Genomic DNA, 21,556 nt, shown 5'->3' with positions numbered 1-21,556 from the left:
GCCGGATATCTTCAAGAAGTGAGATCGGCGGGTTCCGCTACGTGGCGGGCGTATTCGAGGATGCGCAGGGTTTCCACGGCATCGCGGGGGTCGACTGGGACCGGAGCTCCGTCGAGCAGGGCGGCGGCCATTCCCGCGTAGAAGGCGGGGTAGTCGCCCGGGAGGGTGGGGATCGGGCGTAGCTCCTCGCCCGCGCCGAAGGTGCCCCACTTTTCGGGTGCGACTGTGCCCCAGGGTTTTCCGTCGTCCGGGCGGCGGCCTGCGCGCAGCTCGTCTTCCTGGGGGTCGAGGCCGGACACGGTGTAGCCGTTGGCGGATCCGAGCACGCGCAGACGCGGACCCAGTTGCGGCGCAACGGCGCTCATCCACAATTGCGACCGGGTGCCGTTGGCGTGGGTGAGGGCGATGAAGGCGTCGTCGTCAGCTTTGACATCGGGGCGGCGACGGTCGAGTTCGGCGTAGACCTCGATGACCGGGCCGAACAGCGTCAGCGCCTGGTCGACGAGGTGACTGCCCAGATCGAACAGAATGCCCGCGCCGTCCTCGGCATCGCCGACTTCGCGCCAACCACCCTTGGGAACCGGCCGCCACCGTTCGAACCTGGACTCGAACCGCCGGACCTCACCCAGTTCACCGGCATCCATCAGTGCGCGCACGGTCAGAAAATCGTTGTCCCAGCGGCGATTCTGGAAAACACTCAGCGGCAGATCGGCCCGCGCCGCAGCGTCGACCACTTCCTCGGCATCGGCCGCCGTCACCGCGAACGGCTTGTCCACCACCACCGGCAACCCGGCGGCCAACGCCTGCAGCGCCAGCGGCGCGTGCGAGCGATTCGGCGTGGCGATCACCGCGAGATCGACGTCCTCGTCCTCGACGAACATCTCCTGCGCCGACTTCCACACCCGCACTCCCGGATACTCGGCCCGCGCCTGCGCGGCCCGCTCCTCCGAGGAGGTCACCACCGCGGCCACTCGCATCCGCGGATCGGCGGCGATGAGCGGCGCGTGGAACACCGACCCGGCCAGGCCGTATCCGACTACCGCTACTCCGAGCTGGTCCATGGCTGCCCTTTCGTGGTGGTCTGCGGGGTCGGGTGTTCACCGTAGCCGGGCTTGTCTCAGCGCTCGGGCAGTTTCCCGACCGCCTGTCGCAGGAGGGACGAGGCAATCGCGCAAATCTCGTCGCGGATTTCCTCGTTTCCGTGTACCGAGACCTCGATGGTCTCCTTCCCGGCATCCGGCATCAAATAAGCGCGGGAGCAGATGGCCTTCGAACCGCCCTTGCCGAGATGAATCTGGACCCCGTCGACCGTGACGATCTCCAGATCCTTGCCCGTAGTGCTCGTACTGGTGCTCACAAGCTCTAGGGTGACTCGCACGCGCGCGTCCCACTGGCAGGTGTGCGCGTCGGCGATCGTGGGCTCGGGTGGCAGGACGCCGATCTTCTCGGCGACGGTGTCGCGGTCGAGCAGCGCGCACGGTTCCGCCAGAGCCAGCGAGGACTCCCTGCCCTCGGCGCGCGGCGCGGTCGTCAGTGACCGGGCGAGGTTAGCCGCGATGTAGTCGAGACCCGCGCATTCCTTCACCCCGGACGGATTGCTGAGCATGATGACGATGCCGGATTCGTGCTCGGCGCCTGGGCTCGCGATGGCCCGCGTGCAGCCAGCCGAGCTGCCGTCGACAATCGGAACCCCTTCCACCACTGTCTTATTCGGTGTCAGGTATTGGTCCCCCTTCCCCAGATGCAGGTAGAAGGCATAGCGGTTGGAACTGGCGGTACACCCCCAGCTCGGGGACGGACTCAGCTCCCAGGTATCCGCGGCCAGTGGTGTCGGCGCGACCGGCACCGAGTCGCCGAAGGCCGAGGCCAGCCAGGGGCAGGCGTCGATCTGCCGCAGCTGCGCCAGGGTCAGCCCGGTCACCGGCCCCGGCTGACCTTCTTCGCGCGTCGCGAAGTAGGTGATCCCGACGAGCGCCACGAGCAGTGCCGCCAGGCCACCTGCCAGGCCACCTGCCAGGCCGCTCCGGGCCCTCGGACTCGCCGCACTCCAGCGACGACGCCCGGATTCCAGTACACGCCTGCCGTATTCGACGCTCGCACGACCTTTGTCGACCATGACCACCGCAAAGGGTCGTCCAGGTGCGGGTTCCGGTGCGGTGATCGCGGGCAGTGCGGCCAGCAGTGCCGAGATCTCGTGCTGCTGGCGCCCGATGTCATCGAGCACGGGGGCGGGCCACGGTGGCGGACCGCTCGGCTGGGCTCCTAGATAGTCGAGGATCTGCCCCGGAGTGGGGCGGGCCGCCGGATCCTTGCGCAGGCACGCGGCCAGCATCTCGAACAGCGGCTCCGGCACCCGGCTCAGATCGGGTTCGCGCTGGGCGATGTTGAACAGCGTGTACGGCACCGACGGCGCGGCGAACGGTGCGACGCCGGAGGCGGCGAACGCGAGGACGGAACCGAGGGAGAACACGTCCGAGGCCGGCGTCAGCTCATACCCGAGCGATTGTTCCGGTGACAGGAAGTCCGGCGTGCCCATGGCCGACGCGGTGGCGGTCCCGGCGGCCGGGGAGATACCGACTTCACCGAGACGACCACTGTCCCTTGCCAACAGCACCGTGTCGGCCCGGATGCCTCTATGCACGAGGCCAGCGGCGTGCACGGTTCGCAGCGCCGAGGAGAGGGCTGCGGCCAGGATGCGAACGGCAGGCACAGGCAGCGGCCCGTGTTCGGCAACAGCGGTGTCGAGGCGCACACCGGGAACGAATGCCGATGCCAACCAAGGCTTCTCAGCGTCGGCGTCGACGTCGATCACCGTGGTGTTGGCGGAGCCGGAGACACGCATCGCGGCAATCGCACTGTGCCGCATCCTGATCCGGAACTCCGGCTCGTCGAGGAGTTCCGGTAGCGCCTGCCGCACGACGACCAACGAGTCATCGGGGCCGGTGGCGAGCACGGACCGGAATCCGGCCGCGGACTCGAGCGTGCCGAGCACACGGTAGCGGCCGATGGTGGGCGGATCGCTGGGACCGGGCGGATGGATCGTCATGATGGGGGCAACTTCTCGAGTACGGGTTCGAACAGATCGGCGACGATCTCGCAGTTACCATCGCCCCCCGGGTTGTTCGGGTAGTACGAGGCCCGCAGCTGCTCGGCCTGATCGTCTTTGGTCGGCATCACCATGAGGATGAAAGTGCAGTATGTGGGACCGCTGCCGTCGAGATAGACCGTGTGCTCCCCGATCGTGCGTGTCGGCCGGGCCTTTCGGCTCGTGACATTGTCCGGCCGGATGGTCTCGACGACGTCGACCGTGAAAAGGCCGTTGGCGCCGGTCAACGCGCAGCCGTGGGGGGTCGCTGAGCGCACGAGATCACCGAGCGACGAACGGGTTGCCGCGAGGTCGATCAGCGTGCACGGGTCGAGCGGCAGCAGCGAGCCCTGCGGGTAGGTCCGTAGTGGCGGATTGACCGACAGTCGCCGGACCACCGCCGCGAGTGCGCGTTCGGACTCCGGGCAGAGGTCCCCCGCGGGCGGAAAGGTGCTCGCACTCATCTTGAGTACCATCGGCAAACCGCTCTGCGTCACCACCATGCGGTCGCAGGAGGCGGACTCCTTGTAGCGTCCGAGCACCGGCATCCAATTGATGGTGCTACCCATCGGCTGTTTGTCGTCACGCACGTCGGCGACACTCTCGCCGGTACTCAGGCTGAAAGACATCTTGCGGCCGGCCTGATCGCGATACCCGACAGTGCAGCCGCCGATGGCGTCCGAAACTTCTTCACTTGTCGCCGTACCCAGTTCACCGAGCACCGACGGATCGAGCAGCGCGCAGATGTCGAGACGGCGGGATTCGTCGTGAGTCAGCGCCAGTGGCGGATCGTCCATCGCCACCGCGTTGCCCTCTACGCCGACGCCCCAGAACGCGATGGCGGCCAGCACCAGTGCGGACACCGCCGCGGCGGCGGGAGCCAGTCGCGCCCACTTCGGTTTCGGTGGTTCGGGCGCGATCGACGCTGCGGCAGCGGCGGTTCCGTCAGCCCAGCGACCAGCCTCGGCCTGGCAGTCGGCGATGCGTCGGCGGATCCGGACCGGCCAGACGGGTTCGGCGTCGATCCGGCTCGCCGCGTCGAGCAACTGCTCGGGGGTCGGGCGCGCCGACGGGTCCTTGGCGAGGCAGGCATCGACCAGCGCGCGGATCGGCTCCGGAATTCCGGTGGTGTCCGGGGAGCTGTAGAGCACGTTGTAGAGGACCTGCGGGGTGGAGGCCGCGTCGAACGGACTCGCACCGGTGGCCGCCATCGCGAGGACCGCACCGACGGCGAAAACATCGGAAGCCGATGTGAGGGTTCGACATTCGGCCTGCTCGGGCGACATGTACGCGGGCGAGCCGATTACCGCGCCGGTGGCGGTGAGGTTGACGTCGTCCTCGAGCGCCCTGGCGATGCCGAAGTCGATCACGCGTGGACCATCGTTGGTGAGCAGGATGTTGCTCGGCTTGAGGTCGCGATGCACCAGGCCGGTGCGGTGGATCTCGAGCAGCGCCATCGCCAAGCCGGTGGCCAGGAGTTTCAGCCCGTTCAGGTTGAGGCGGCCGAACTCGCCGATCATGTCCTGCAAGCCGGGACCCGCGATGTATTCCGAAGCCAGCCATGGCGTTTCGGAATCCGCGTCATGGTCGACCACCCCCGCGGTGTACGCGCCGGTGACCTGTTGTGAGGCCAACACCTCCCGCCGGAACCTGGCACGGAACTCCGGATTTCCGGTGAACTGGCGGTGGATCTGCTTCACCGCGACCAACCGACCATCCTGGCCCTGGCCGAGCAGCACCTGGCCCATGCCACCCCGGCCGATTGCCGCGAGCAGGCGATAGCGGCCCAGCTGTTCGGGATCCTGCGATCCCAGCGGTTTCATCGCCGCGCCTCCCGTGTTCACCACGACCCGCTCAGTAGCGCTTGCTGCGCGACCGCCTGCTGTCGAATGTCGGTTTCCTGGTTGCTGTAGAGGCGGACCACGAACTCGTTGTGGCGCACCAGGCAGGAGAACCGCCGGGCGGCAACCGACCTGTTGTCCGGCCTCGCCGCGCGGTAGCAGGAAACACCCGAAAGTCCCGGCGGACCCGTCATCGGCGTGTAATCAGCTGCCAGCGAATGTTTTTCCTCGGTGTCGGCGTAGATCTTCGCGGCTTCGGCGTCACGCGCGCGGTACAGGAACTTGTTGTACGACACCGCGATCGCGTCGATCGAGCTCTGTTCGAACTCACGCAAGTTGACCGACGGATGGTCGCGCAACAGGGCATAGGAACGAGGTCCGTACACCATGAAGTCCCACTTGTCGGGCCAGTAGTCGCCGGTCTTCACCACATGGGTGAGCAACTTGTCGCTGTCGAGTTTCAGCTTCGGCACATCGGCGGCGGGCGTCGAAACGAAGGTGCCGAGCTCGGTCAACTGTGCGCGGTAAGTCCGTGTGAGCAGATCGGTCAACAGTTCGGGACTGGGCTCGATGATCTTGGCGTACAACCTGATCACCAGGTTCTTCCACACCAACCAGCTTCCGACCGTCGGCACACCGGGTCTCCAATGTGACAGTGCGGCCGGATATTCCGGGAGAGTCAACGAAGCGTTCTCGGTGTTCGCGGTGAAATCCGCGGCAGCCATTGCCTGCGCGGCCGCCGTCGCCTGGGCCTCATCAGGTAGGGACAGGATCGCGATCGACAGCAACTTGTGCTTCGATTCGTTGTCCGACTGGCCGTTGCTCGCGATCGCGCCGTAGCCGGCCAGCACGTCGAACGGCCCGAGCGCGCTTCGCTGTACGCCCGAGAGCATTCTGTCGACACCGCCTACCCCGACGATCAGCCCGTCACCGTCGCCCTCGGTCAATTCCGGGTCGACGCGGTCGGCCAGCAGCAACCGCTCGCCGATGCGCACGGATTCCACCAGCGTTCCACGCACCGCATTCGGCGCGTCGTCGTAGTCGCCCGCCACCGGTTCGAGGGCATAGTCACCGTGATCGGGTGCGGCGTTGTCACCGCATGCCGAGGTGAGCAGGGTGAGGGATAACAACGGCGCCAGCCAACGCAACCGAATACGCACGAACATTCCCCTCCGACCGCAGCGTCGAACGCCAGGCCCCTCCCGAACTCTGCCGTGAAACTATCACCTGCGAGTTCGGCGCCGCTACCGCGCGGGCAACCGGCCGACCGCCTGCTTCACGAGCGGATCGGCGATCGCGCAGAGTTGCTCTTCGCGCTGGTTCGGATTGCTGACGGACACTTCGACATCCTCGCGAAAAGTCTCGCCGACCTTGCGGAACTGATACACCCGACGGCATTCGTTCGGCCCCAGCATCACGCTGTCGCGATTGTCGACCAGCACACCGTCGCCGATATCGATCACCTTCTCCTCCATGGAGGTCGCTGGTTGCCGTGGCTGCGACAAGGTGATCCGCACGGTGGAGTCACCTGACCACTCGCAGGAGTGAGCGGATTTCGCCACGACGGGACCGAGGGCGGCGAAGGCCGAATTGTCTACCAGGGCACAGGGATCTACCGACGACAGAGATTTCTGCGCAGCGGTGTCGGGACGCAGTTCGCCGAGCGAGGCGGTGAGCCGTTCGAGGACATGGTCGGCGAGGCGGCATTCGCCGCTCGAGAAGGTGTCGACGATGATGCCCCAACGTGCGGTTTGCTCGCCGCCCTCGATCGCGAACGCACAGTCGTCGCTGCGGCGGGCAATCGCGTAACCGTTGACCACCTGCTTGCCGGATTCGAATCCGTCCAGCGCGGCACCGATCTCGACGGCCATGCGCGCACCACCCGAGGTGCCGTCACATCCCCAACTCGACGTCGCCTGCCAGCGCCAGGCCGAGACATCCGGCGATGCCTTCTCGGCGACCTCGGTGGGCAGTCTCTCTCCGAGAGCCTGTGGCAGCCAGGTGCACGCATCGGTGCCACGCAGCTTGTCGAGGCCGGGAAGAGTCGCGGTCGGTATCGCCTGTGGCTTGTCCTGAGGTGTTGTCGCGGACTCGTTGCCGCGCAGGACAACCGCTGTGATCGCTCCCGCGATTACAACCGCGGTCGCCGCGACAATTCCCAGCCGAAGTGCGGTCCGGCGCTTCTCGGCAGGAACCTCGACGGTCGGCGGTGCGATCGGTGTGTGCGCCGAAATAATCTGCGTCGCTTCGGGGTCTGAGGTCAGCGCGACGAGTTTCTGCGTCTGCGCCGCGATTTCAGCATGGATCGGCGCGGGCCACGGCTGCGATTGAACGGGCAGGACACCCAGGTAGTCCAGAATCTGAGCGGGTGTCGGTCTGGCCCTCGGGTCCTTGCGTAGACATCCCGCGATCAGGTCGCGCAGCGGCGCAGGGACCTGGTCGAGTTGCGGCTCGCTGTGGACGATGTTGAACAGGGCGTAGGGAGCGGAGGACGCCGCGAACGGTGCCGTTCCGGTCGCGGCCATGCACAGCAGCGAGCCGAGCGAGAAGACATCGCTCGCGGAGGTGATCGGTTCGCTGTTCGCCTGTTCCGGTGACATGTACGCGGGCGAGCCGACCACGGCGCCCACTTCGGTGAGCTGCGCCCCGGTACCGACCGCCTGCGCGATGCCGAAGTCGATCACGCGCGGTCCGTCGGCGGCCAAAATCACGTTGGCGGGCTTGAGATCTCGATGCACCAAGCCCGCGCTGTGGATCGAGTGGAGTGCGGAGGCCATTCCAGAGGCCAGCGTGCGCAGCGCCGGGACCGGCAGTGGGCCGAGCTCTCGTACCGCTTTGTCCAGAGGCACACCTGCGATGAACACCGAAGCGAGCCAAGGTGTTTCGCCTGCCGTATCGAAGTCGACCACCGCGGCGGTGAACGCTCCCGACACCCGGGCGGAGATGGCGACCTCTCGCTCGAACCTGGCCCGGAATTCACGATCGTCGAGTAGATGCGAATGAATCTGTTTGATGGCGACGAATCGGCCGTCGGGCCCCGTTGCCAGCACCACCCGACCCATCCCGCCAGCACCGAGCACACCGTGCACCCGGTAGCGCCCGATCATCGGCGATTCACTCGTCGACAGCGGATCGATCAATTCGGTACTCCCCCAACTCCCTGTCCGCCGCACCGGCAGACCGGCCGAATCACCCGGCCGCATTTCGCCTGAAACCTAGCATTCCGGCGTCTGGGTCAGCGACTGCTCCGGCTCGCCACCACCACCGCACCCAGCACGATCACACAGCTCACGACGGTCGTTGGCGACAGTCTTCCGTCGGCCGCGTCGAGAACCATCGCGGCGACAAGCTGACCCGCCACCGAAGTGAGACCGAGCAGCAGGACACCGATCATGCCTACCGTGACCGCGGCCAGAGCGATGAACGCGACGCCGATCAGGCCGCCGGTGTAAAGCCAAGGTTCGGTGGGGAATTCGGTCGGCAGGCCGGTGGTGGACAGGATGTAGAGGTCGAGCAGGAGTAGGGCGGTCAGGCCGACTGCGAAGTTGATCAGGGCGGCGGTGAAGGGGCCGCCGGTGGCGCCTACTCGGCCGTTGACCGCTTGTTGCCAGGCCAGGCCGATTCCCGCGAGGGCGGGAAGGACGATGAGTAGGGCGGGGAGGTCGGGGACGCCGGTGACGACGGTGGTCGGGGCGGAACTGCCGCCGGCCGAGAGCACGACCCCGGTGATGCCGAGGGCGGCCGCGAATACACGCCATGGGGTGATCGGGGTTCGACCGTTCGGGGCGAGGCCGAGTCGGTCGACGACGAGGCTGCTCAGGAGTTGACCCGCGACCACCGCGACGGTGAAGGCGGTGACGCCGATCGCGGCGATGGTGAGGCCCTGAGCAGCCACGAAGAACGCGCCACACAATCCGCCGAGCAACTGCCACAGCGGCAATCCGCCCTCCGACACCGCAGTACGCACCTTGGTGACACCCGCTCGCAACGCCGGGCTGAACGCGAAAGCGATCAGCAGAGCGAGCAGACCGGTGCCGAAGCTGATGGTGGCCGCCGCGATCCCATCGGTCAGCCGCGCGCCCAGCGCCCCGTTGATCCGCCCCTGCACCGCGACACCCGCCCCGATAGCGAACCCGAATATCAGCCCGAGGCTCATCCGCCTGCCCGCGGCTCCTGCGGGTCGTCCGGGGTCATGACGGCTAGCGGTCGGCCTCACGTTCTCCCTCTTGATCCGGGGTTGCGTTCTCAGTCCTATCACGCGCGGCGACGGGACGCGGCGGCAGCCAGGTAGGCGTCAACGCGGCGGCGACCAAGATGACCAACCCGAGCAACGCGATAGTCGTCGACATCGCGAGCCACTGGGTCGCGAGCGCGACGAACGCGAATACACCGAGCGCTACGATCTCGGAGAGCAGCCCGGAGACCGAGGTGACGGTAGCCCTGGCCGGGCCTTCGATCGCATCCTGGAGCCGAGCACCCGCGATGACCTCGGCATTGAAGTCGATGCCGTAGGCGATGCCGATACCGACGAATCCCACCCAGACCAGCGCGGGGCCCTGCGCCGCTCCGACCGCCAACGCGCCCGCGACGAACAGGATTCCGGCGACGAACAGCGCGATGGCCAACGTTCGATTCGACACGACCTCGGTACGGCCGGCCGACAACGAACCTATCAGCGAACCCGCGACGGTGACTCCGACCAGTAATGCCGAGGTGCTGGTCGAAGCGCCGCCGGAGACCGCGAGTAGGCCGAAGTATTCGTCGAAGGCGGTGACGCCGTACAGGAGTGCGCCGAGCAGCACACCTCGGCGGACCCTGCGGACGTGAAGTGCTTCGGAGAGGCCGGTTTTGAGCATGGCGAGATAGCGCGACGAAGTGGACCCGTGCGAATTCGACGGTGGTGCGCCAGCCGACGCCGCTCCCGGTTTGACGTGCGGGCCGACCGGTCCTGGTGCCGGCTCGTCGTCGAGATCATCGACGGCGGTCGCGGAGATGGCGACGGGCGCGCTGGGCAGAGCCAGTGCGGTCAGCGTGTGCAGCAGACCGACACCGACACTGACCCAGCCGACCAGTTCATAGCCGCCGAGCGCGAACAGCGGTGCGGCGGCGAGGATCGCCACGAGTACGGTGCTCTCCTGCGCACCACGCGCCCAACCCATGATTCGCGCGTAGGCGGACGGTTCGCCGCGTGCGACCAGATCGTCGTAGATCAACGCCTCGAACGTCCCCGATTCCAGTGCGCCCGCGATACCCCAGACGAGGAAGCCGAGCGCGAAGCCGACGAACGACGGCTCCAGCATCCAGAGGGCGAAACACGCGGCCTGCAACACGCAGCTCAGGACGAGCAGTCGGCGGCGCGACACCGTGTCGGCCCACGCGCCCGAGGGCACCTCGAGCAGGAACGCGGTCACCGACCAGATCGCCAGCAACAGCGAGATCTGTGCGGTACTCAGTCCGTGATCGGCGAAGAGAACGCCGTAGAGGGCATAGATCGGTAGCAGGTCACGCGTGCCCTTGAACAGGACCGCGCGCACCGTGAGGTCGCGGACACCGGTCGGATCACGCCTCAACCAGGCCACCGCGTGCCGGAGCGGGGAAGGTCAACAGCCGTAGAAGAGCATCCGCATGGGTTCTATCGTTCGCGTCGCGACCGGCCGGGTCAAGCGATTATCCGAGCGGGATCCAGCCGTTTGCAGCGAGGGAATCATCGTCGTCGGTGGTGCCGACCAGGGGGCGGCCGTCGTTGAGGTCGTTGATGAGTTCGGAGACCGGATGCGAGTCGCTGTAGTGGTAGCCCTGGGCGAGGGCGAAGCCGAGTTCGGTGAGAACGGCGGCCTGGTACTCGGTTTCCACGCCCTCGGCGATGACCTGCAAGTCGAGGGATTTGCTGAGGGCGGCGATCACGCTCAGCAGCGGCGGGGCGGGGGAATCGGAGCGGATGGCGGCGACGAAGGACTGGTCGACCTTGAGGATGTCGCTGGGGATGGTGGCGAGGCGGCTCAGCGAGGAGTACCCGGTGCCGAAATCGTCGATGGCGATGCGCACGCCACGGTCGCGCAGGGTGTGCAGGTTGGTGATCGCGGTCTGGGATTCCGCGGCCAGTTCGCTCTCGGTGACCTCGAGGACGAGTTGGTCGGCGGGCCAGCCGGTATCGGACAGGATGGTCGCGACCCGCTCGGCGTACTCGGTCTCGGCCAGTTCGAGGCCGGAGACATTCACGTTGAGGGTGAGGTTCAACGAGGCGAAGCTCTCCTGGAGACGGGCGGCGTCGGCGCAGGCGCGGCGAAGGACCAACTCGTCGAGATCGGAGATGAGGTCGTATTCCTCGGCCACGCGGATCAGGCCCTCGGTGGTGACCTCGGGTTGCGCGCTCGACGACCAGCGCAGCAGCGCCTCGACGCCGACCGCCTGGCCGCCGTCCTCGGTCAGGCTGACGATCGGCTGATAGTGCACGTCGAGCGCACCGCGATCGATGGCCTCGCGCAATTCCACCGCCAGCGGAAGCTGACGCGACGATTCGAGCACCGTGCGGTTGCGGCCCGCCTGCTTGGCCCGATACAGACCGACATCGGCGCGGCTGACCAGCAGCGAACCGGACTCGCCCGGTTGCCAGGAGGTGACACCGGCCGAACAGCCCATGGTGACCGCGGCACGCAGTTGTTCGGTGAGCAGGATCGCGGCCTGCTCGGTGGTCCCCGGCAACAGCAGCGCGAACACGTCGCCGCCGAAACGGGCCAGCACCTGACCGGGCGCGAGCAGGTCGAGCCAGGTGTCGGCGACCCGCTGCAGGACGGCGTCGCCCGCGCGATGGCCGAGGTGGTCGTTGATCTTCTGGAATCGGTCGAGGTCCACCAGCACAAGGGCCATGCCCTGACCGCCGCGACTGGCCGCATCGATCGCCGGGTTGAGCTGCTTCTCGAAGCCGCGCCGGTTGAGCAGACCGGTGAGCACGTCGATGTCGGCTTCCGACGCCATTCTGGTGAGGATGCCGACCACCACGCCCGCGCCGAAGGTGACACCGGCGGGGATCAGCCCGGACCACCACGGCAACCCGCGCGCGGGCAACACCAGCAGACACAGCACCATCGCGAAACCGATATGCGCGGCGGCCTGGGTCCAGGCGAAGAACAGCGCCGCGTCGCAGGCCACGAACACGAAGAACGAGGCCAGGGTGATGGCGCCGACCAAATTGGGGAAGTCGTAGACCGCGATCGCGACGAGCACGGTCGCGGTGGCGAGGTAGACGTGATGCAGGCCGTGCGGCATCCGGGGGCCCCACGCGAGCATCGTGAGCCCGAGCAGGACCGAGATGGCCGCCGCGGTACCGACAACAGCGCGATTACCGTCGTCGCCCGGTGCGACGGCAGTGATCATCAGGCCGAGGACACCACCGAGAACGTAGAACGCCCCCGTTGTCCTGGCCATGACCTTTGCCGTCGCCAACGCCGATGCCGCCCGCACCCGGGTTCGGGTATCGCCGCGCGCCCCGATTCCTCGCACGAGCACCAGCCTAGATGTTGATGGGTCAGGGTGTTTGCCACATCCGCCAAATGAACGTCAGCAAACAATGAGCATCTTACGGCTTCAGTACCTCGGTGCCTACGAACGGGACCAATGCCGCAGGCACGCGCACCGAACCGTCGGCCTGCTGGTGGTTCTCCAGGATCGCCACGATCCAGCGTGTGGTGGCCAGCGTGCCGTTCAACGTGGCCGCCACCTGTGGCTTGCCGTTCTCGTCGCGGTAGCGCACCGAGAGCCTGCGTGCCTGGAAGGTGGTGCAGTTCGAGGTGGAGGTGAGTTCGCGGTAGGTCTGCTGAGTGGGCACCCAGGCCTCGCAGTCGAACTTGCGCGCCGCCGAGCTACCCAGATCGCCACCTGCCACGTCGATCACCCGGTAGGGCACCTCGATGGCGGCCAGCATCTCGCGCTCCCAGGCCAGCAGCCGCTGATGCTCGGCATCGGCCTGCTCAGGGGTGGTGTAGACGAACATCTCGACCTTGTCGAACTGGTGCACGCGGATGATGCCGCGGGTGTCCTTACCGTAGCTACCGGCCTCGCGGCGGAAGCACGACGACCAGCCCGCGTACCGCTTCGGGCCCGCGCTGAGGTCGAGGATCTCCCCCGAGTGGTACCCGGCCAGCGGCACCTCCGAGGTACCGACGAGGTAGAGGTCGTCTTCTTCGAGGTGGTAGACCTCGGCCGAATGCTGGCCGAGGAATCCGGTACCGGCCATGATCTCCGGGCGCACGAGCACCGGCGGGATCATCATGGTGAAGCCGTTGGCGACGGCCTTCTGCGCGGCCAGCTGCAACAGGCCCATCTGCAGCAAGGCGCCGTAGCCGGTGAGGAAATAGAACCGCGAGCCCGACACCTTCGCGCCGCGCTCCATGTCGATGATGTGCAGCGACTCGCCGAGCTCGAGGTGATCCTTGGGCTCGAAGTCGAAAACCGGTGGGGTGCCGACGGTTTCGAGTACGACATAGTCGTCCTCGCCGCCCGCGGGCGCACCGTCCTGGACGACATTGGAGATGGCGCGCTGCGCGGCGTCGAGTTCGGCGTCGGCGGCGCCCTCGGCGAGTTCGGCCTCTTTGACCTTGGCGGACATGTCGGTGGCGGCGGCCAGCAGCGCGGGGCGCTCCTCTTTGCTCGCCTTGCCGATCACCTTGCCCATCGCCTTGTGCTCGGCGCGCAGGTTGTCGGCGGTGGCCACGGCGGCCCGACGCGCGGCGTCGGATTCGAGCAGGGCGTCGACGAGCGCGGGGTCCTCACCGCGGGTCCGCTGCGAGGCACGGACGGCTTCCGGGTTCTCGCGCAGGAATCGGAGGTCGATCATGAGGAAACAGCCTAGTTGAAGTGCCAATCGGGCAGTACAAGGGGCATAGTTGGGGTGTGAGTACCTCTTTCGACACCGCTGTCATCGATACCGCGCTCGCCGATCTCACCCAAGGGGAAAAGACCTGGGCCGCGACGGACCTGCGTCGCCGCCGCGAACTGCTCGACGAACTGCACGCGCTCACCGCCCGCGACGCCGAGGCCTGGGTCGCCGCCGCCCGCACCATCAAGAAACTCGATGCCGACAGCCCGCTGCTCGGCGAGGAGTGGATGTCGGGCCCGATGACGATGCTCGCCGGTGCGCAGGCGCTGAGTGAGTCGATGGCCGCTCTCGAAAAGGGCACGAGCCCGCTCGACGGTGTCGAACTCGTCACCGCCCCCGGCGGCCGCGTAGCCGTGCCCGCACTGCCCCACGGCATCTACGACAAGTTGCTGCTGAGCGGATTCAGCGCCGATGTGTGGCTCAAGCCCGGTGTCGACGCCGCGACCGCGCGTCGCAAGGCGGGCCTTGCCCAGCGCGATCCCGCGAAGACCAACGGTGTCGGCGCGGTGCTCGGCGCGGGCAACATCATGTCGATCGCGCCGCTGGACACCCTCTACGAGCTCTACGCCAACAACCGCGTCGTCGCGCTCAAGCTCAACCCGATCACCGATCCGCTGCTGCCGGTGTTCCAGGCGATCTTCGCACCGTTCATCGAGCTCGGCGTGGTGCGCATCCTCACCGGCGGGGCCCCCGAGGGCGGCTACCTGGTGAACCATCCGCTCGTCGCGCACGTGCACATGACCGGCGGCGCGCCGACTCACGACGCGATCGTGTGGGGGCCGGGCGCCGACAAGACCGGCGAGCCCATCCTGGACAAGCCGATCACCAGCGAACTCGGCGGTGTCGCGCCGTGCATCGTGGTTCCCGGCGACTGGGCCGCCGCCGATCTGAAGTTCCAGGCCGAGCACGTGGCCACCCAGCGCCTGCACAACGGCGGCTACAACTGTGTCGCCGCGCAGACCGTGGTGCTCGCCGCGGACTGGCCGCTCAAGGAACAGTTCCTCACCGAACTGCGCGCCGCGATCGACAACGCTCCCGCGCGCACCGCCTACTACCCGGGCAGCGACAACCGCGTGGCGGGCGCACTCGAGTCCTACCCCGACGCCGCCCGCGCCAACGGCCGGCTGCTGGTCGAGAACCTGCCCGCCGGCGACACTCCCCTGCTGCGCACCGAGTACTTCTCGCCCGTTCTCGGCGTGGTCGAACTGCCCGGCACCGGGGCCGAATTCCTCAGCAATGCGGTCGATTTCGCCAATGACGAGCTGATGGGCACCCTGGGCGCCAACATCATCGCCGACCCCGCGACGATCGCCACGCTCGGCGCGGAACTCGACACCGCGATCGAGAACCTGCGTTACGGCACCGTCGCCCTCAACGCCTGGACCGGTCTCGCGTTCCTGACCCCGCGCGCCAGCTGGGGCGCCTACCCCGGCCACACCCTCGACGACATCCAGAGCGGTATCGGCGTCGTACACAACGCCTTCCTCCTCGACGACGTCGAGCGCACCGTGGTCCGCGGCCCCTTCCGCCCCGCTCCGCGCTCGATTCTGCGCGGCGAATTCGCCCTCACCCCGAAGCCGCCGTGGTTCGTCTCGAACAAGACCGGCACCGCCACCGGACGCAAACTGACCGATTTCTACGGCGACGGCAAACTGCGCCGCATCCCGGGCATCTTCGTGTCAGCTCTGCGGGGCTGACCCGGCGGCCCGCCACGACAAATACACTCGTCGACGATGTCGAAGAAGCAGAGCAACCCAGCCGAGGGACCCGCCGCGCCCAGTCGCGGCGGCGCCCTGCACCTGTCCGCGACGAAACTGCGTTGGGGGCTGCTGATAGGCGCCCTCGGGGCGGTGATCGCGGCCATGGTCACCATGACCGTGACAGGCTTCGACACCGACAAGGTGGAAGCGCACCAGCCAGGTGCCGAACCGGTCGTACGCGACAAAGAGTTCAGCAACGCGGCGCAGGGCGACTGTCTGACCTGGTCGAGACCCGACCGAAGCGATCTGGTGAAGGTCGGCTGCGGCGACAAGCACCTGTTCGAAGTGGCGGGCGTCATCGACCTCAGCGCCTATCCCGGGCGTGAGTTCGCCGACGGCACCCGTCACCCCGATTCACTGCGCATGACCGAATTGCGGGACGAGCACTGCGTGACCGCTGTCCAGAAGTATCTGGGCGGGCGATTCGATCCGCGCGGCAAGTTCATGGTGAATGTGATGTCGCCGAGCCCGGCCGGTTGGCAACACGGCGACCGGACCCTGCGCTGCGGCGTCCAGGTCGCCGCCACCGCCACGAGCCCGGCCACCACCGGCAGCCTGGCCGACAGCGATCAGTCCAAGATCCATGCCACCGGTACCTGCCTCGGCATCAATCAGAACCTGCCGACCGACCCGATCGACTGCGCCCAACCGCACTCGGTGGAGATCGTCGGCACCGTCGACCTGTCCACCGCCTTCACCGGCGGGCCGCCGTCGGAAGCCGATCAGGACAAGTTCGTCGAGGCCGAATGCAATCGGCTCTCCGGCGACTACCTCGGCAGCCCCGACGCCATCCGCAACAAGACGCTGACCCTGTTCTTCGACTATCTGGAGCCCGCCAGTTGGCTCGCGGGCAGCCACAAACTGGACTGCTGGCTCGGAAAAGGCGCTGACCGTGAGGGTTTCGCGCCCATCGTCGGCTCGGCTCGCGGTGAGATCCTGATCGACGGCCAGGCCCCGGTGCCCCCGCCGAACACCGGACGCTCCACTCCGGCCCCGCTGCCGGGCGCCGCGCCACTGCCACCGCAGCCCCAGCCGAGGTGACGTTGTCCGAGCGGATGCCGGAGTGGCGTTTCGAGGAGTTGGTGAGTGATGCCCTCGACCAGATCCCGGCTGAGCTGTCCAGTGCCATAGACAATGTTGTGGTGCTGGTGGAGCCCCGAAACGACGAGGAACCGTCGCTGCTGGGGCTGTACCACGGGGTCGCCCTCACCGAGCGCGACAGCTATTACGCCGGATCGTTGCCGGATACCATCACGATCTATCGAGAAGCTATTCTCGACATCTGCAACACCGACGACGAGGTGGTCGAAGAAGTCACGATCACCGTGATCCATGAAATAGCACACCATTTCGGGATTGACGACGACCGGTTGCATGAGCTGGGATGGGGTTAGCGAAACTGGGTGGGGAATCGATGGAACCGAATGACCCGCTCTCGCGTCCTAGTACTCGTAGGGGGAATTCTCGTGGTTCCCGATAGCCGCCACCAGAAGGAGTCGGGTCATGGTTGGACACGTTCTCGTTGCACCTGAAATCGTCCTCGCCGCGTCCGCGGAGTTGGATCTGCTCGCCGAGCGTCTCGCCATCGCGGCCGGGCTCGCCGGCCCGACCACGCACGTGCTGCCCTCGGGCGCCGAAGAGGTGTCGCTGCTCGCGGCGACCCACTTCAACACCGCGGCGGGCAAGCACGACGGTTCGGTCGCCCAGGCGATCCTCGAGCTGCATCACGCGGCCGCGACCTTGCGCTCGCAGCTGACCACTCATATCGGGGAAGACGTGGTCCGCGGGGCAACGATCAACGCCATCCAGGTGTAGTCGCACCGATCCTGTCGACGATCATTTACTCAGGGGAGAAACAAGCATGACCGCAGGGATCACCGGGGTGTTCTGGCTGCCTCGTATGGCCGAAGTGAACTCGACAACCCTCAATACGGGCGCACACGCGATCCCGATCAGCGCCGCGGCCACCTCGTGGGGCGGGCTGGCCGCCGCGTGGGGCGACGCCGCCTTCACGATCACGCGCGTGATCGCGGAGGTCGGTGTCGGCCTCCAGGGCGTCAACGGTATCGCCGTGCTCGCCCGTCTGGCCCCGTTCGCGGGCTGGGCCAGCCAGCAAGGCATCGCGGCCGCGGCGATCAGCGCCAAGTGCGCGGCCAACGCCACCGCCTACACCGTCGCGTCGATCGCGATGCCGAGCCTGCCCGAGATCATCGCCACCAACGGCGCGGTGGCCGCCTCGGCCAACCCGCCCGGTGTCGTCTCCGGTGCCTTCGAGGTCGCCGAGGTCGCGCGCAACGCCATGGACATCCGCGCCGCGTTGGTGATGGAGACCTACGAGGCCGCCACCTCGGCCACCGTCGCCGTACCCAGCGAGTTCACCATGCCGCCCGCCATCGCCAGCGGTGCGGGCTCCGCCGGTGAGGGCGACTTCGGTGGTGGCGATCCGCTGCAGACCGCGGTCGCCGCCGCGCAGGCCTTCGTTTCCAACCCCGGTGTGGTCAGCGCGGCCACTCAGGCGGCCAACACCGCGGGCGGCGTGCTCACCAGCGGTGTCAGCACGGCCGGCAACATCGGCGCTTCCGCGATCTCGGCAGCTACGGCCACCGCGCCCGCGAGTGCCGCCGTCGCTCCTGCCATGGCGAGTGTCGGTGCCGCTGGTGCCGCGGTCGGTGGCATGGCCACTACGTCGGCCAGCCTCGGTGGCGTCAGCGCGGGCTCGCTGAAGCTGCCCGAGGGCTGGGGTGCGCCCGCCGCGAGCGCGTCCGCGAGCGCGCCGGTGTCGGAATCGATCGTCAACCGGGTCGAGAGCGCACCCGTGCGCAACACCGGCAGCGGCGGCAACCCGCTGATGGGCAACCGGCAGAAGGGCGAGGAGGACGACGAGCACGATGGCGTCGACTACGTGCGCTCCGACGAGTTCACCGATGGTCGCTACGCGGCCGAAGGTGTGATCGGCGCCGACCTCACCGGATCGGCCAAGTGACGGTTCTCGGCACGGGCAGCGGAGGTTCGCTGCTCGGCGCCGTCGTGCTCTCGCTCGACGACATGCAGTTCCTCCTGGAGAAACTGGAGTTCGACGAGATGCCCGTGGTGCTCGACGCCATGGGCCGCTATGACAACGTCACCGCGCACGACGCCGCCATGAACGTGGCACAGTCCGCCCTGGCCGAACGCGAGCTGCTGTTCGGCCAGGTGGTGGCACCCGAGCTCGCCGAACGGCTACGGGTGCTCTACCGGCCGCAGTGGATCATCGCGCTGCGGTGGGTGGTGGCGGGTCAGGTCAACCGATTCTGCCTGGCGCAGGGCGACGACCGTGCGGTCGTCGCCCTGCGCGGGCCGGAGTCCTACGTCATCGACGACGCCGGCCTCGATCTGCCCGGCGCGGTGCTGCAGGCGCTCGGACCGGTCGAAGCGCTCGAGCTGTACGGGATGAACGCTCCCACCGAACAATTGGCGCCGATCTTCGGCGACACCGGTGACGCGGCCGCCACCACGCGGCGCCTGCTCGCGGTGGGCAATCCGACCACCGATGCCCAGGTACTGGCTTCGGCGCTGGTGGAGATCCACTCCTACGCCGAGATCGTCGGCGTGGCCTACGGTGACGGCACCCGCGACATCCAGGACAACCACATCGCCGTCTTCAACACGCGCGCAGGCAGATTCATCATCACCGCCAGCGTCGCCGACGACGGCGTGAAGTGGTCGTCCATCGCCAGCGGCACCAACGCCCGCCTACGCACCGCGGTAGCCGACCTCATCGAGTCCCTCCCGGTCCGCACCGAATTCCCTACCGCGGCAGCCAGTAACCCGGCGTAAGCCCACCCCCATCGAAACCGCCCCACCAAACGCCCCCACAACTCAGCCGTGAACCGTAGGCGCAGCCGGAGCGTTCAACCCATGGGGTCGTCGGCTGACGGGTCGGCCTGAATGGTGAACGGTGGGGTGAACTTGCCCCACCGCAGGCATTCCCAGCCGCCGTCTTCGGTGGGGAGCAGTTCGATGGTCTCGGTGTTGTCGAGGTGGTTGTTCGTCGTGAACGGCGGCGCCACCCCGGCCAGCGCCTTACCGATCAGGCGCATGGCGGCACCGTGGTTCACCACCACCACGTCACCGTCGGCGTCGTCGGTCAGGAACTCCGCGCGCAGGCCCTCGAGGACGGGCAGGATGCGGGCCAGCACTTCGTGGCCGGATTCGCCGCCGGGGGCTCTGCCGTCGAGTTCGCCGAGGTGCCAGCCGCGATAGATCTGCTGGAAGATTTCGTGCGCTTCCCGGTCGGAGCGGCCGTGCAGTTCGCCCACCTGCACCTCGTACAGGCCGTCGAGGACGTATGCCGGCGTGCCGGTGGCCTCTTCGATGTGGCTTGCGGTCTGGCGGGCACGTAGCGCGTCCGACGACACCAGCACCTGGGGCGCTCGCTCGAGCCCGGCGCCGAACGCTTTCGCTTGCGCCACACCACGTTCGGTCAGCGGCAGGCCAGGAACCGCGGTGTCGAGAATCTTCGCGACATTGCCCTCGGTCTCGCCGTGGCGCACCAGAATCAGTTTCGCGCGGGTAGTCATAGGTCCGCGACCCCCTTTCGCAATTGCGTCAACCATTCTGCGGCCGGTTCGTCCGACGGCGGCGGTGTGCCGACTGCCGCTGTCGCAGGCCAAGATCCGAGGAAGCGGACCTGGGTGGTGCGGTGCAGGGCTTTCAGTGTTTCCGCTACCGCCGGGTCATCGATGTGTCCGACACAGTCGAGATAGAACCGGTAGGTGCCCATGCCGGTGCGGGTCGGGCGCGATTCGATGCGGGTGAGATCGACTCCACGCGTAGCGAATTCGGCGAACGCGCGCATCAGCGAACCGGGCTCGTTGGGCAGTTCGAGCACCACGGAGGTCCGGTCGGCGCCGGTGGCTCCCGGTGCGAGGCCCGGGTGAGTGACCAGGACGAAGCGGGTGATGGCCTGGTCGTGATCGGCCACGCCGCTCGCCAGGGTCACCAGGCCGAGTCGTTCACCCGCCAGTGCGGTCGAAATCGCGGCGTCGGCGGTGCCGGCCGCCACGTCTTCGGCGGCGGCCGCGTTGGATGCCGAGGTGAACGGGCGCGCATCCGGCATGTTCCGCGCCACCCATTCCCTGACCTGCGCCGCCGCCACCGGATAGGCGGCCAGGGTGCGCACGTCGGCCAGCGCGGTTCCGGGGCGCGCCAAGATCGTGAAGGTCACCTCGAGCTCGGTCTCCGCCATGATCTGCAAACGCGGTCCGATGGCGAGGGAATCCAGGGTCGCCGGGATCGAGCCCTCCACCGAACTCTCGATCGGCACCACCGCGCCGTCGACCTGTCCGGTCCGGATCAGGTCGAGCGCTGCCCCTTGGCTGGGCGCGGCGACTCGCTCGACCGGCCCGTCGAAGGCCCCCGAGTTCTCGAACTTCGCCAGAGCCATCTCGGTGAAGGTCCCGGACGGTCCGAAATACGCTATACGCGGCACACTGCAACTTTAGCGGCTGGCGCCGACTGCTTTTCGGACTCGAAGGCCGGGCATGTGGTGCGGCAGCTAACGCGTGGCGGTCGGCGGGGTCAGTTGTCCAGTACTCGCAGCGCGTCGGTGATCGCCTGTTCGTCAGGGGTCTCGATGGCCAGCAGGACGGTGCGGGTGGCCTCGATCGCGGCGGGCTTCAGCGACTTCAGGAAGGCGAGGTCGGGGGTGGTGAGGGCGGTGGGGATGTCTTCGCCGCAGAGCGCCGCGACGGTGCCGGCGACCACGGCGAGGGCGCGGGGGCCGCTGGTGGTGCGGGCGGTGAAGCCGTGGTCGGCGTGGGCGATGCCGGCCAGGAAGGCGGTGAGGTCGGGGTCGGGGATGTCGACGTCGACCGGGGCGGGGGAACTGCCGTCGGGGCGGACCAGGTCGGCCACGAGGCTGCGGCGGGCGGGGGCCGACAGGCTCAGCAGGACGGGGGCGGCGGGGGCGGAATGGTCGTCGCCGTGGTCGTCGTGCGTCATCCGTTCACCGTAT

At 67.7% G+C, this 21,556-nt stretch carries 18 protein-coding genes; 6 read left to right on the top strand and 12 right to left on the bottom strand.

The genetic code is table 11. The features are described 5' to 3' along the window. Positions 1 to 11 precede the first annotated feature (11 nt). The 9 genes from OHS03_RS28745 to serS form a co-directional block, all read right to left on the bottom strand. Positions 12 to 1,061: a Gfo/Idh/MocA family protein gene (locus tag OHS03_RS28745; RefSeq protein ID WP_328658363.1), complete on the bottom strand. Its 1,050-nt coding sequence runs from the start codon at positions 1,059 to 1,061 to the stop codon at positions 12 to 14. A gap of 56 nt (positions 1,062 to 1,117) precedes the next feature. Continuing rightward, positions 1,118 to 3,046: a protein kinase domain-containing protein gene (locus OHS03_RS28740; protein ID WP_328658362.1), complete on the bottom strand. Its 1,929-nt coding sequence runs from the start codon at positions 3,044 to 3,046 to the stop codon at positions 1,118 to 1,120. Beyond that, positions 3,043 to 4,908 (bottom strand): serine/threonine-protein kinase, encoded by a 1,866-nt coding sequence (locus tag OHS03_RS28735; protein WP_328658360.1) that lies wholly within the window; start codon positions 4,906 to 4,908, stop codon positions 3,043 to 3,045. The genes OHS03_RS28740 and OHS03_RS28735 overlap by 4 nt, the downstream gene beginning before the upstream one ends. A 17-nt stretch (positions 4,909 to 4,925) precedes the next feature. Next, positions 4,926 to 6,086, bottom strand: coding sequence for a DUF7373 family lipoprotein (locus OHS03_RS28730; protein ID WP_328658358.1), 1,161 nt, complete (start codon positions 6,084 to 6,086; stop codon positions 4,926 to 4,928). A gap of 84 nt (positions 6,087 to 6,170) precedes the next feature. Beyond that, positions 6,171 to 8,066 (bottom strand): serine/threonine-protein kinase, encoded by a 1,896-nt coding sequence (locus OHS03_RS28725; RefSeq protein ID WP_328658356.1) that lies wholly within the window; start codon positions 8,064 to 8,066, stop codon positions 6,171 to 6,173. 95 nt (positions 8,067 to 8,161) lie between these two features. Then, complete coding sequence (locus OHS03_RS28720; RefSeq protein WP_328658354.1) at positions 8,162 to 9,082, bottom strand: DMT family transporter; 921 nt, start codon at positions 9,080 to 9,082, stop codon at positions 8,162 to 8,164. A 43-nt stretch (positions 9,083 to 9,125) separates the two neighbouring features. Next, positions 9,126 to 10,505, bottom strand: coding sequence for an MFS transporter (locus tag OHS03_RS28715; RefSeq protein WP_328658351.1), 1,380 nt, complete (start codon positions 10,503 to 10,505; stop codon positions 9,126 to 9,128). 88 nt (positions 10,506 to 10,593) lie between these two features. Further along, positions 10,594 to 12,426, bottom strand: a complete 1,833-nt coding sequence (locus tag OHS03_RS28710; RefSeq protein ID WP_235569871.1) for a putative bifunctional diguanylate cyclase/phosphodiesterase — start codon at positions 12,424 to 12,426, stop codon at positions 10,594 to 10,596. A gap of 76 nt (positions 12,427 to 12,502) precedes the next feature. Beyond that, positions 12,503 to 13,759: a serine--tRNA ligase gene (gene serS, locus OHS03_RS28705; protein ID WP_328658348.1), complete on the bottom strand. Its 1,257-nt coding sequence runs from the start codon at positions 13,757 to 13,759 to the stop codon at positions 12,503 to 12,505. A 56-nt stretch (positions 13,760 to 13,815) separates the two neighbouring features. Between serS and OHS03_RS28700 the strand changes: the two genes are divergently transcribed. The 6 genes from OHS03_RS28700 to OHS03_RS28675 all read left to right on the top strand — a co-directional run bounded on the left by OHS03_RS28700 (position 13,816) and on the right by OHS03_RS28675 (position 19,377). Further along, the gene (locus tag OHS03_RS28700; protein WP_328658346.1) at positions 13,816 to 15,498 is read left to right on the top strand and encodes an aldehyde dehydrogenase family protein; all 1,683 of its coding nucleotides are present in this window, start codon (positions 13,816 to 13,818) and stop codon (positions 15,496 to 15,498) included. Between the two features lie 36 nt (positions 15,499 to 15,534). After that, positions 15,535 to 16,602: a septum formation family protein gene (locus OHS03_RS28695; RefSeq protein WP_062991002.1), complete on the top strand. Its 1,068-nt coding sequence runs from the start codon at positions 15,535 to 15,537 to the stop codon at positions 16,600 to 16,602. A 14-nt stretch (positions 16,603 to 16,616) separates the two neighbouring features. Continuing rightward, positions 16,617 to 16,955 carry a metallopeptidase family protein gene (locus tag OHS03_RS28690; RefSeq protein ID WP_131816868.1) on the top strand — a complete coding sequence of 113 codons (339 nt, stop codon included), beginning with the start codon at positions 16,617 to 16,619 and terminating at the stop codon, positions 16,953 to 16,955. A gap of 109 nt (positions 16,956 to 17,064) precedes the next feature. Beyond that, positions 17,065 to 17,376 (top strand): PE family protein, encoded by a 312-nt coding sequence (locus tag OHS03_RS28685; RefSeq protein WP_328658343.1) that lies wholly within the window; start codon positions 17,065 to 17,067, stop codon positions 17,374 to 17,376. A 46-nt stretch (positions 17,377 to 17,422) separates the two neighbouring features. Continuing rightward, complete coding sequence (locus OHS03_RS28680) at positions 17,423 to 18,544, top strand: PPE domain-containing protein (RefSeq protein WP_328658342.1); 1,122 nt, start codon at positions 17,423 to 17,425, stop codon at positions 18,542 to 18,544. Next, positions 18,541 to 19,377 carry an ESX secretion-associated protein EspG gene (locus OHS03_RS28675; RefSeq protein WP_062991008.1) on the top strand — a complete coding sequence of 279 codons (837 nt, stop codon included), beginning with the start codon at positions 18,541 to 18,543 and terminating at the stop codon, positions 19,375 to 19,377. The genes OHS03_RS28680 and OHS03_RS28675 overlap by 4 nt, the downstream gene beginning before the upstream one ends. 74 nt (positions 19,378 to 19,451) lie before the next feature. Here OHS03_RS28675 and OHS03_RS28670 read toward each other — a convergent pair whose 3' ends face one another. The 3 genes from OHS03_RS28670 to OHS03_RS28660 all read right to left on the bottom strand — a co-directional run bounded on the left by OHS03_RS28670 (position 19,452) and on the right by OHS03_RS28660 (position 21,543). Beyond that, positions 19,452 to 20,120, bottom strand: coding sequence for a histidine phosphatase family protein (locus OHS03_RS28670; RefSeq protein ID WP_328658340.1), 669 nt, complete (start codon positions 20,118 to 20,120; stop codon positions 19,452 to 19,454). Next, on the bottom strand, positions 20,117 to 21,031 hold the full coding sequence (gene pheA / locus OHS03_RS28665; RefSeq protein WP_056822448.1) for a prephenate dehydratase: 915 nt from the start codon (positions 21,029 to 21,031) through the stop codon (positions 20,117 to 20,119). Before pheA ends, OHS03_RS28670 begins: the two co-directional genes overlap by 4 nt. A gap of 89 nt (positions 21,032 to 21,120) precedes the next feature. Further along, complete coding sequence (locus tag OHS03_RS28660) at positions 21,121 to 21,543, bottom strand: hypothetical protein (RefSeq protein ID WP_328658338.1); 423 nt, start codon at positions 21,541 to 21,543, stop codon at positions 21,121 to 21,123. Positions 21,544 to 21,556 lie beyond the last annotated feature (13 nt).

This window comes from Nocardia salmonicida, assembly GCF_036142455.1.
Classification (GTDB): domain Bacteria; phylum Actinomycetota; class Actinomycetes; order Mycobacteriales; family Mycobacteriaceae; genus Nocardia; species Nocardia salmonicida.
This window is presented reverse-complemented; position numbering and strand designations above follow the sequence as displayed.

Excerpts from the sequence above, each read along its gene's own strand:
- OHS03_RS28745 (WP_328658363.1), bottom strand. The coding sequence starts at position 1,061 with ATGGACCAGCTCGGAGTAGCGGTAGTCGGATACGGCCTGGCCGGGTCG.
- OHS03_RS28740 (WP_328658362.1), bottom strand. The coding sequence starts at position 3,046 with ATGACGATCCATCCGCCCGGTCCCAGCGATCCGCCCACCATCGGCCGC.
- OHS03_RS28735 (WP_328658360.1), bottom strand. The coding sequence starts at position 4,908 with ATGAAACCGCTGGGATCGCAGGATCCCGAACAGCTGGGCCGCTATCGC.
- OHS03_RS28720 (WP_328658354.1), bottom strand. The coding sequence starts at position 9,082 with ATGAGCCTCGGGCTGATATTCGGGTTCGCTATCGGGGCGGGTGTCGCG.
- serS (WP_328658348.1), bottom strand. The coding sequence starts at position 13,759 with ATGATCGACCTCCGATTCCTGCGCGAGAACCCGGAAGCCGTCCGTGCC.
- OHS03_RS28695 (WP_062991002.1), top strand. The coding sequence starts at position 15,535 with ATGTCGAAGAAGCAGAGCAACCCAGCCGAGGGACCCGCCGCGCCCAGT.
- OHS03_RS28690 (WP_131816868.1), top strand. The coding sequence starts at position 16,617 with ATGCCGGAGTGGCGTTTCGAGGAGTTGGTGAGTGATGCCCTCGACCAG.
- OHS03_RS28685 (WP_328658343.1), top strand. The coding sequence starts at position 17,065 with ATGGTTGGACACGTTCTCGTTGCACCTGAAATCGTCCTCGCCGCGTCC.
- OHS03_RS28680 (WP_328658342.1), top strand. The coding sequence starts at position 17,423 with ATGACCGCAGGGATCACCGGGGTGTTCTGGCTGCCTCGTATGGCCGAA.
- OHS03_RS28670 (WP_328658340.1), bottom strand. The coding sequence starts at position 20,120 with ATGACTACCCGCGCGAAACTGATTCTGGTGCGCCACGGCGAGACCGAG.
- OHS03_RS28660 (WP_328658338.1), bottom strand. The coding sequence starts at position 21,543 with ATGACGCACGACGACCACGGCGACGACCATTCCGCCCCCGCCGCCCCC.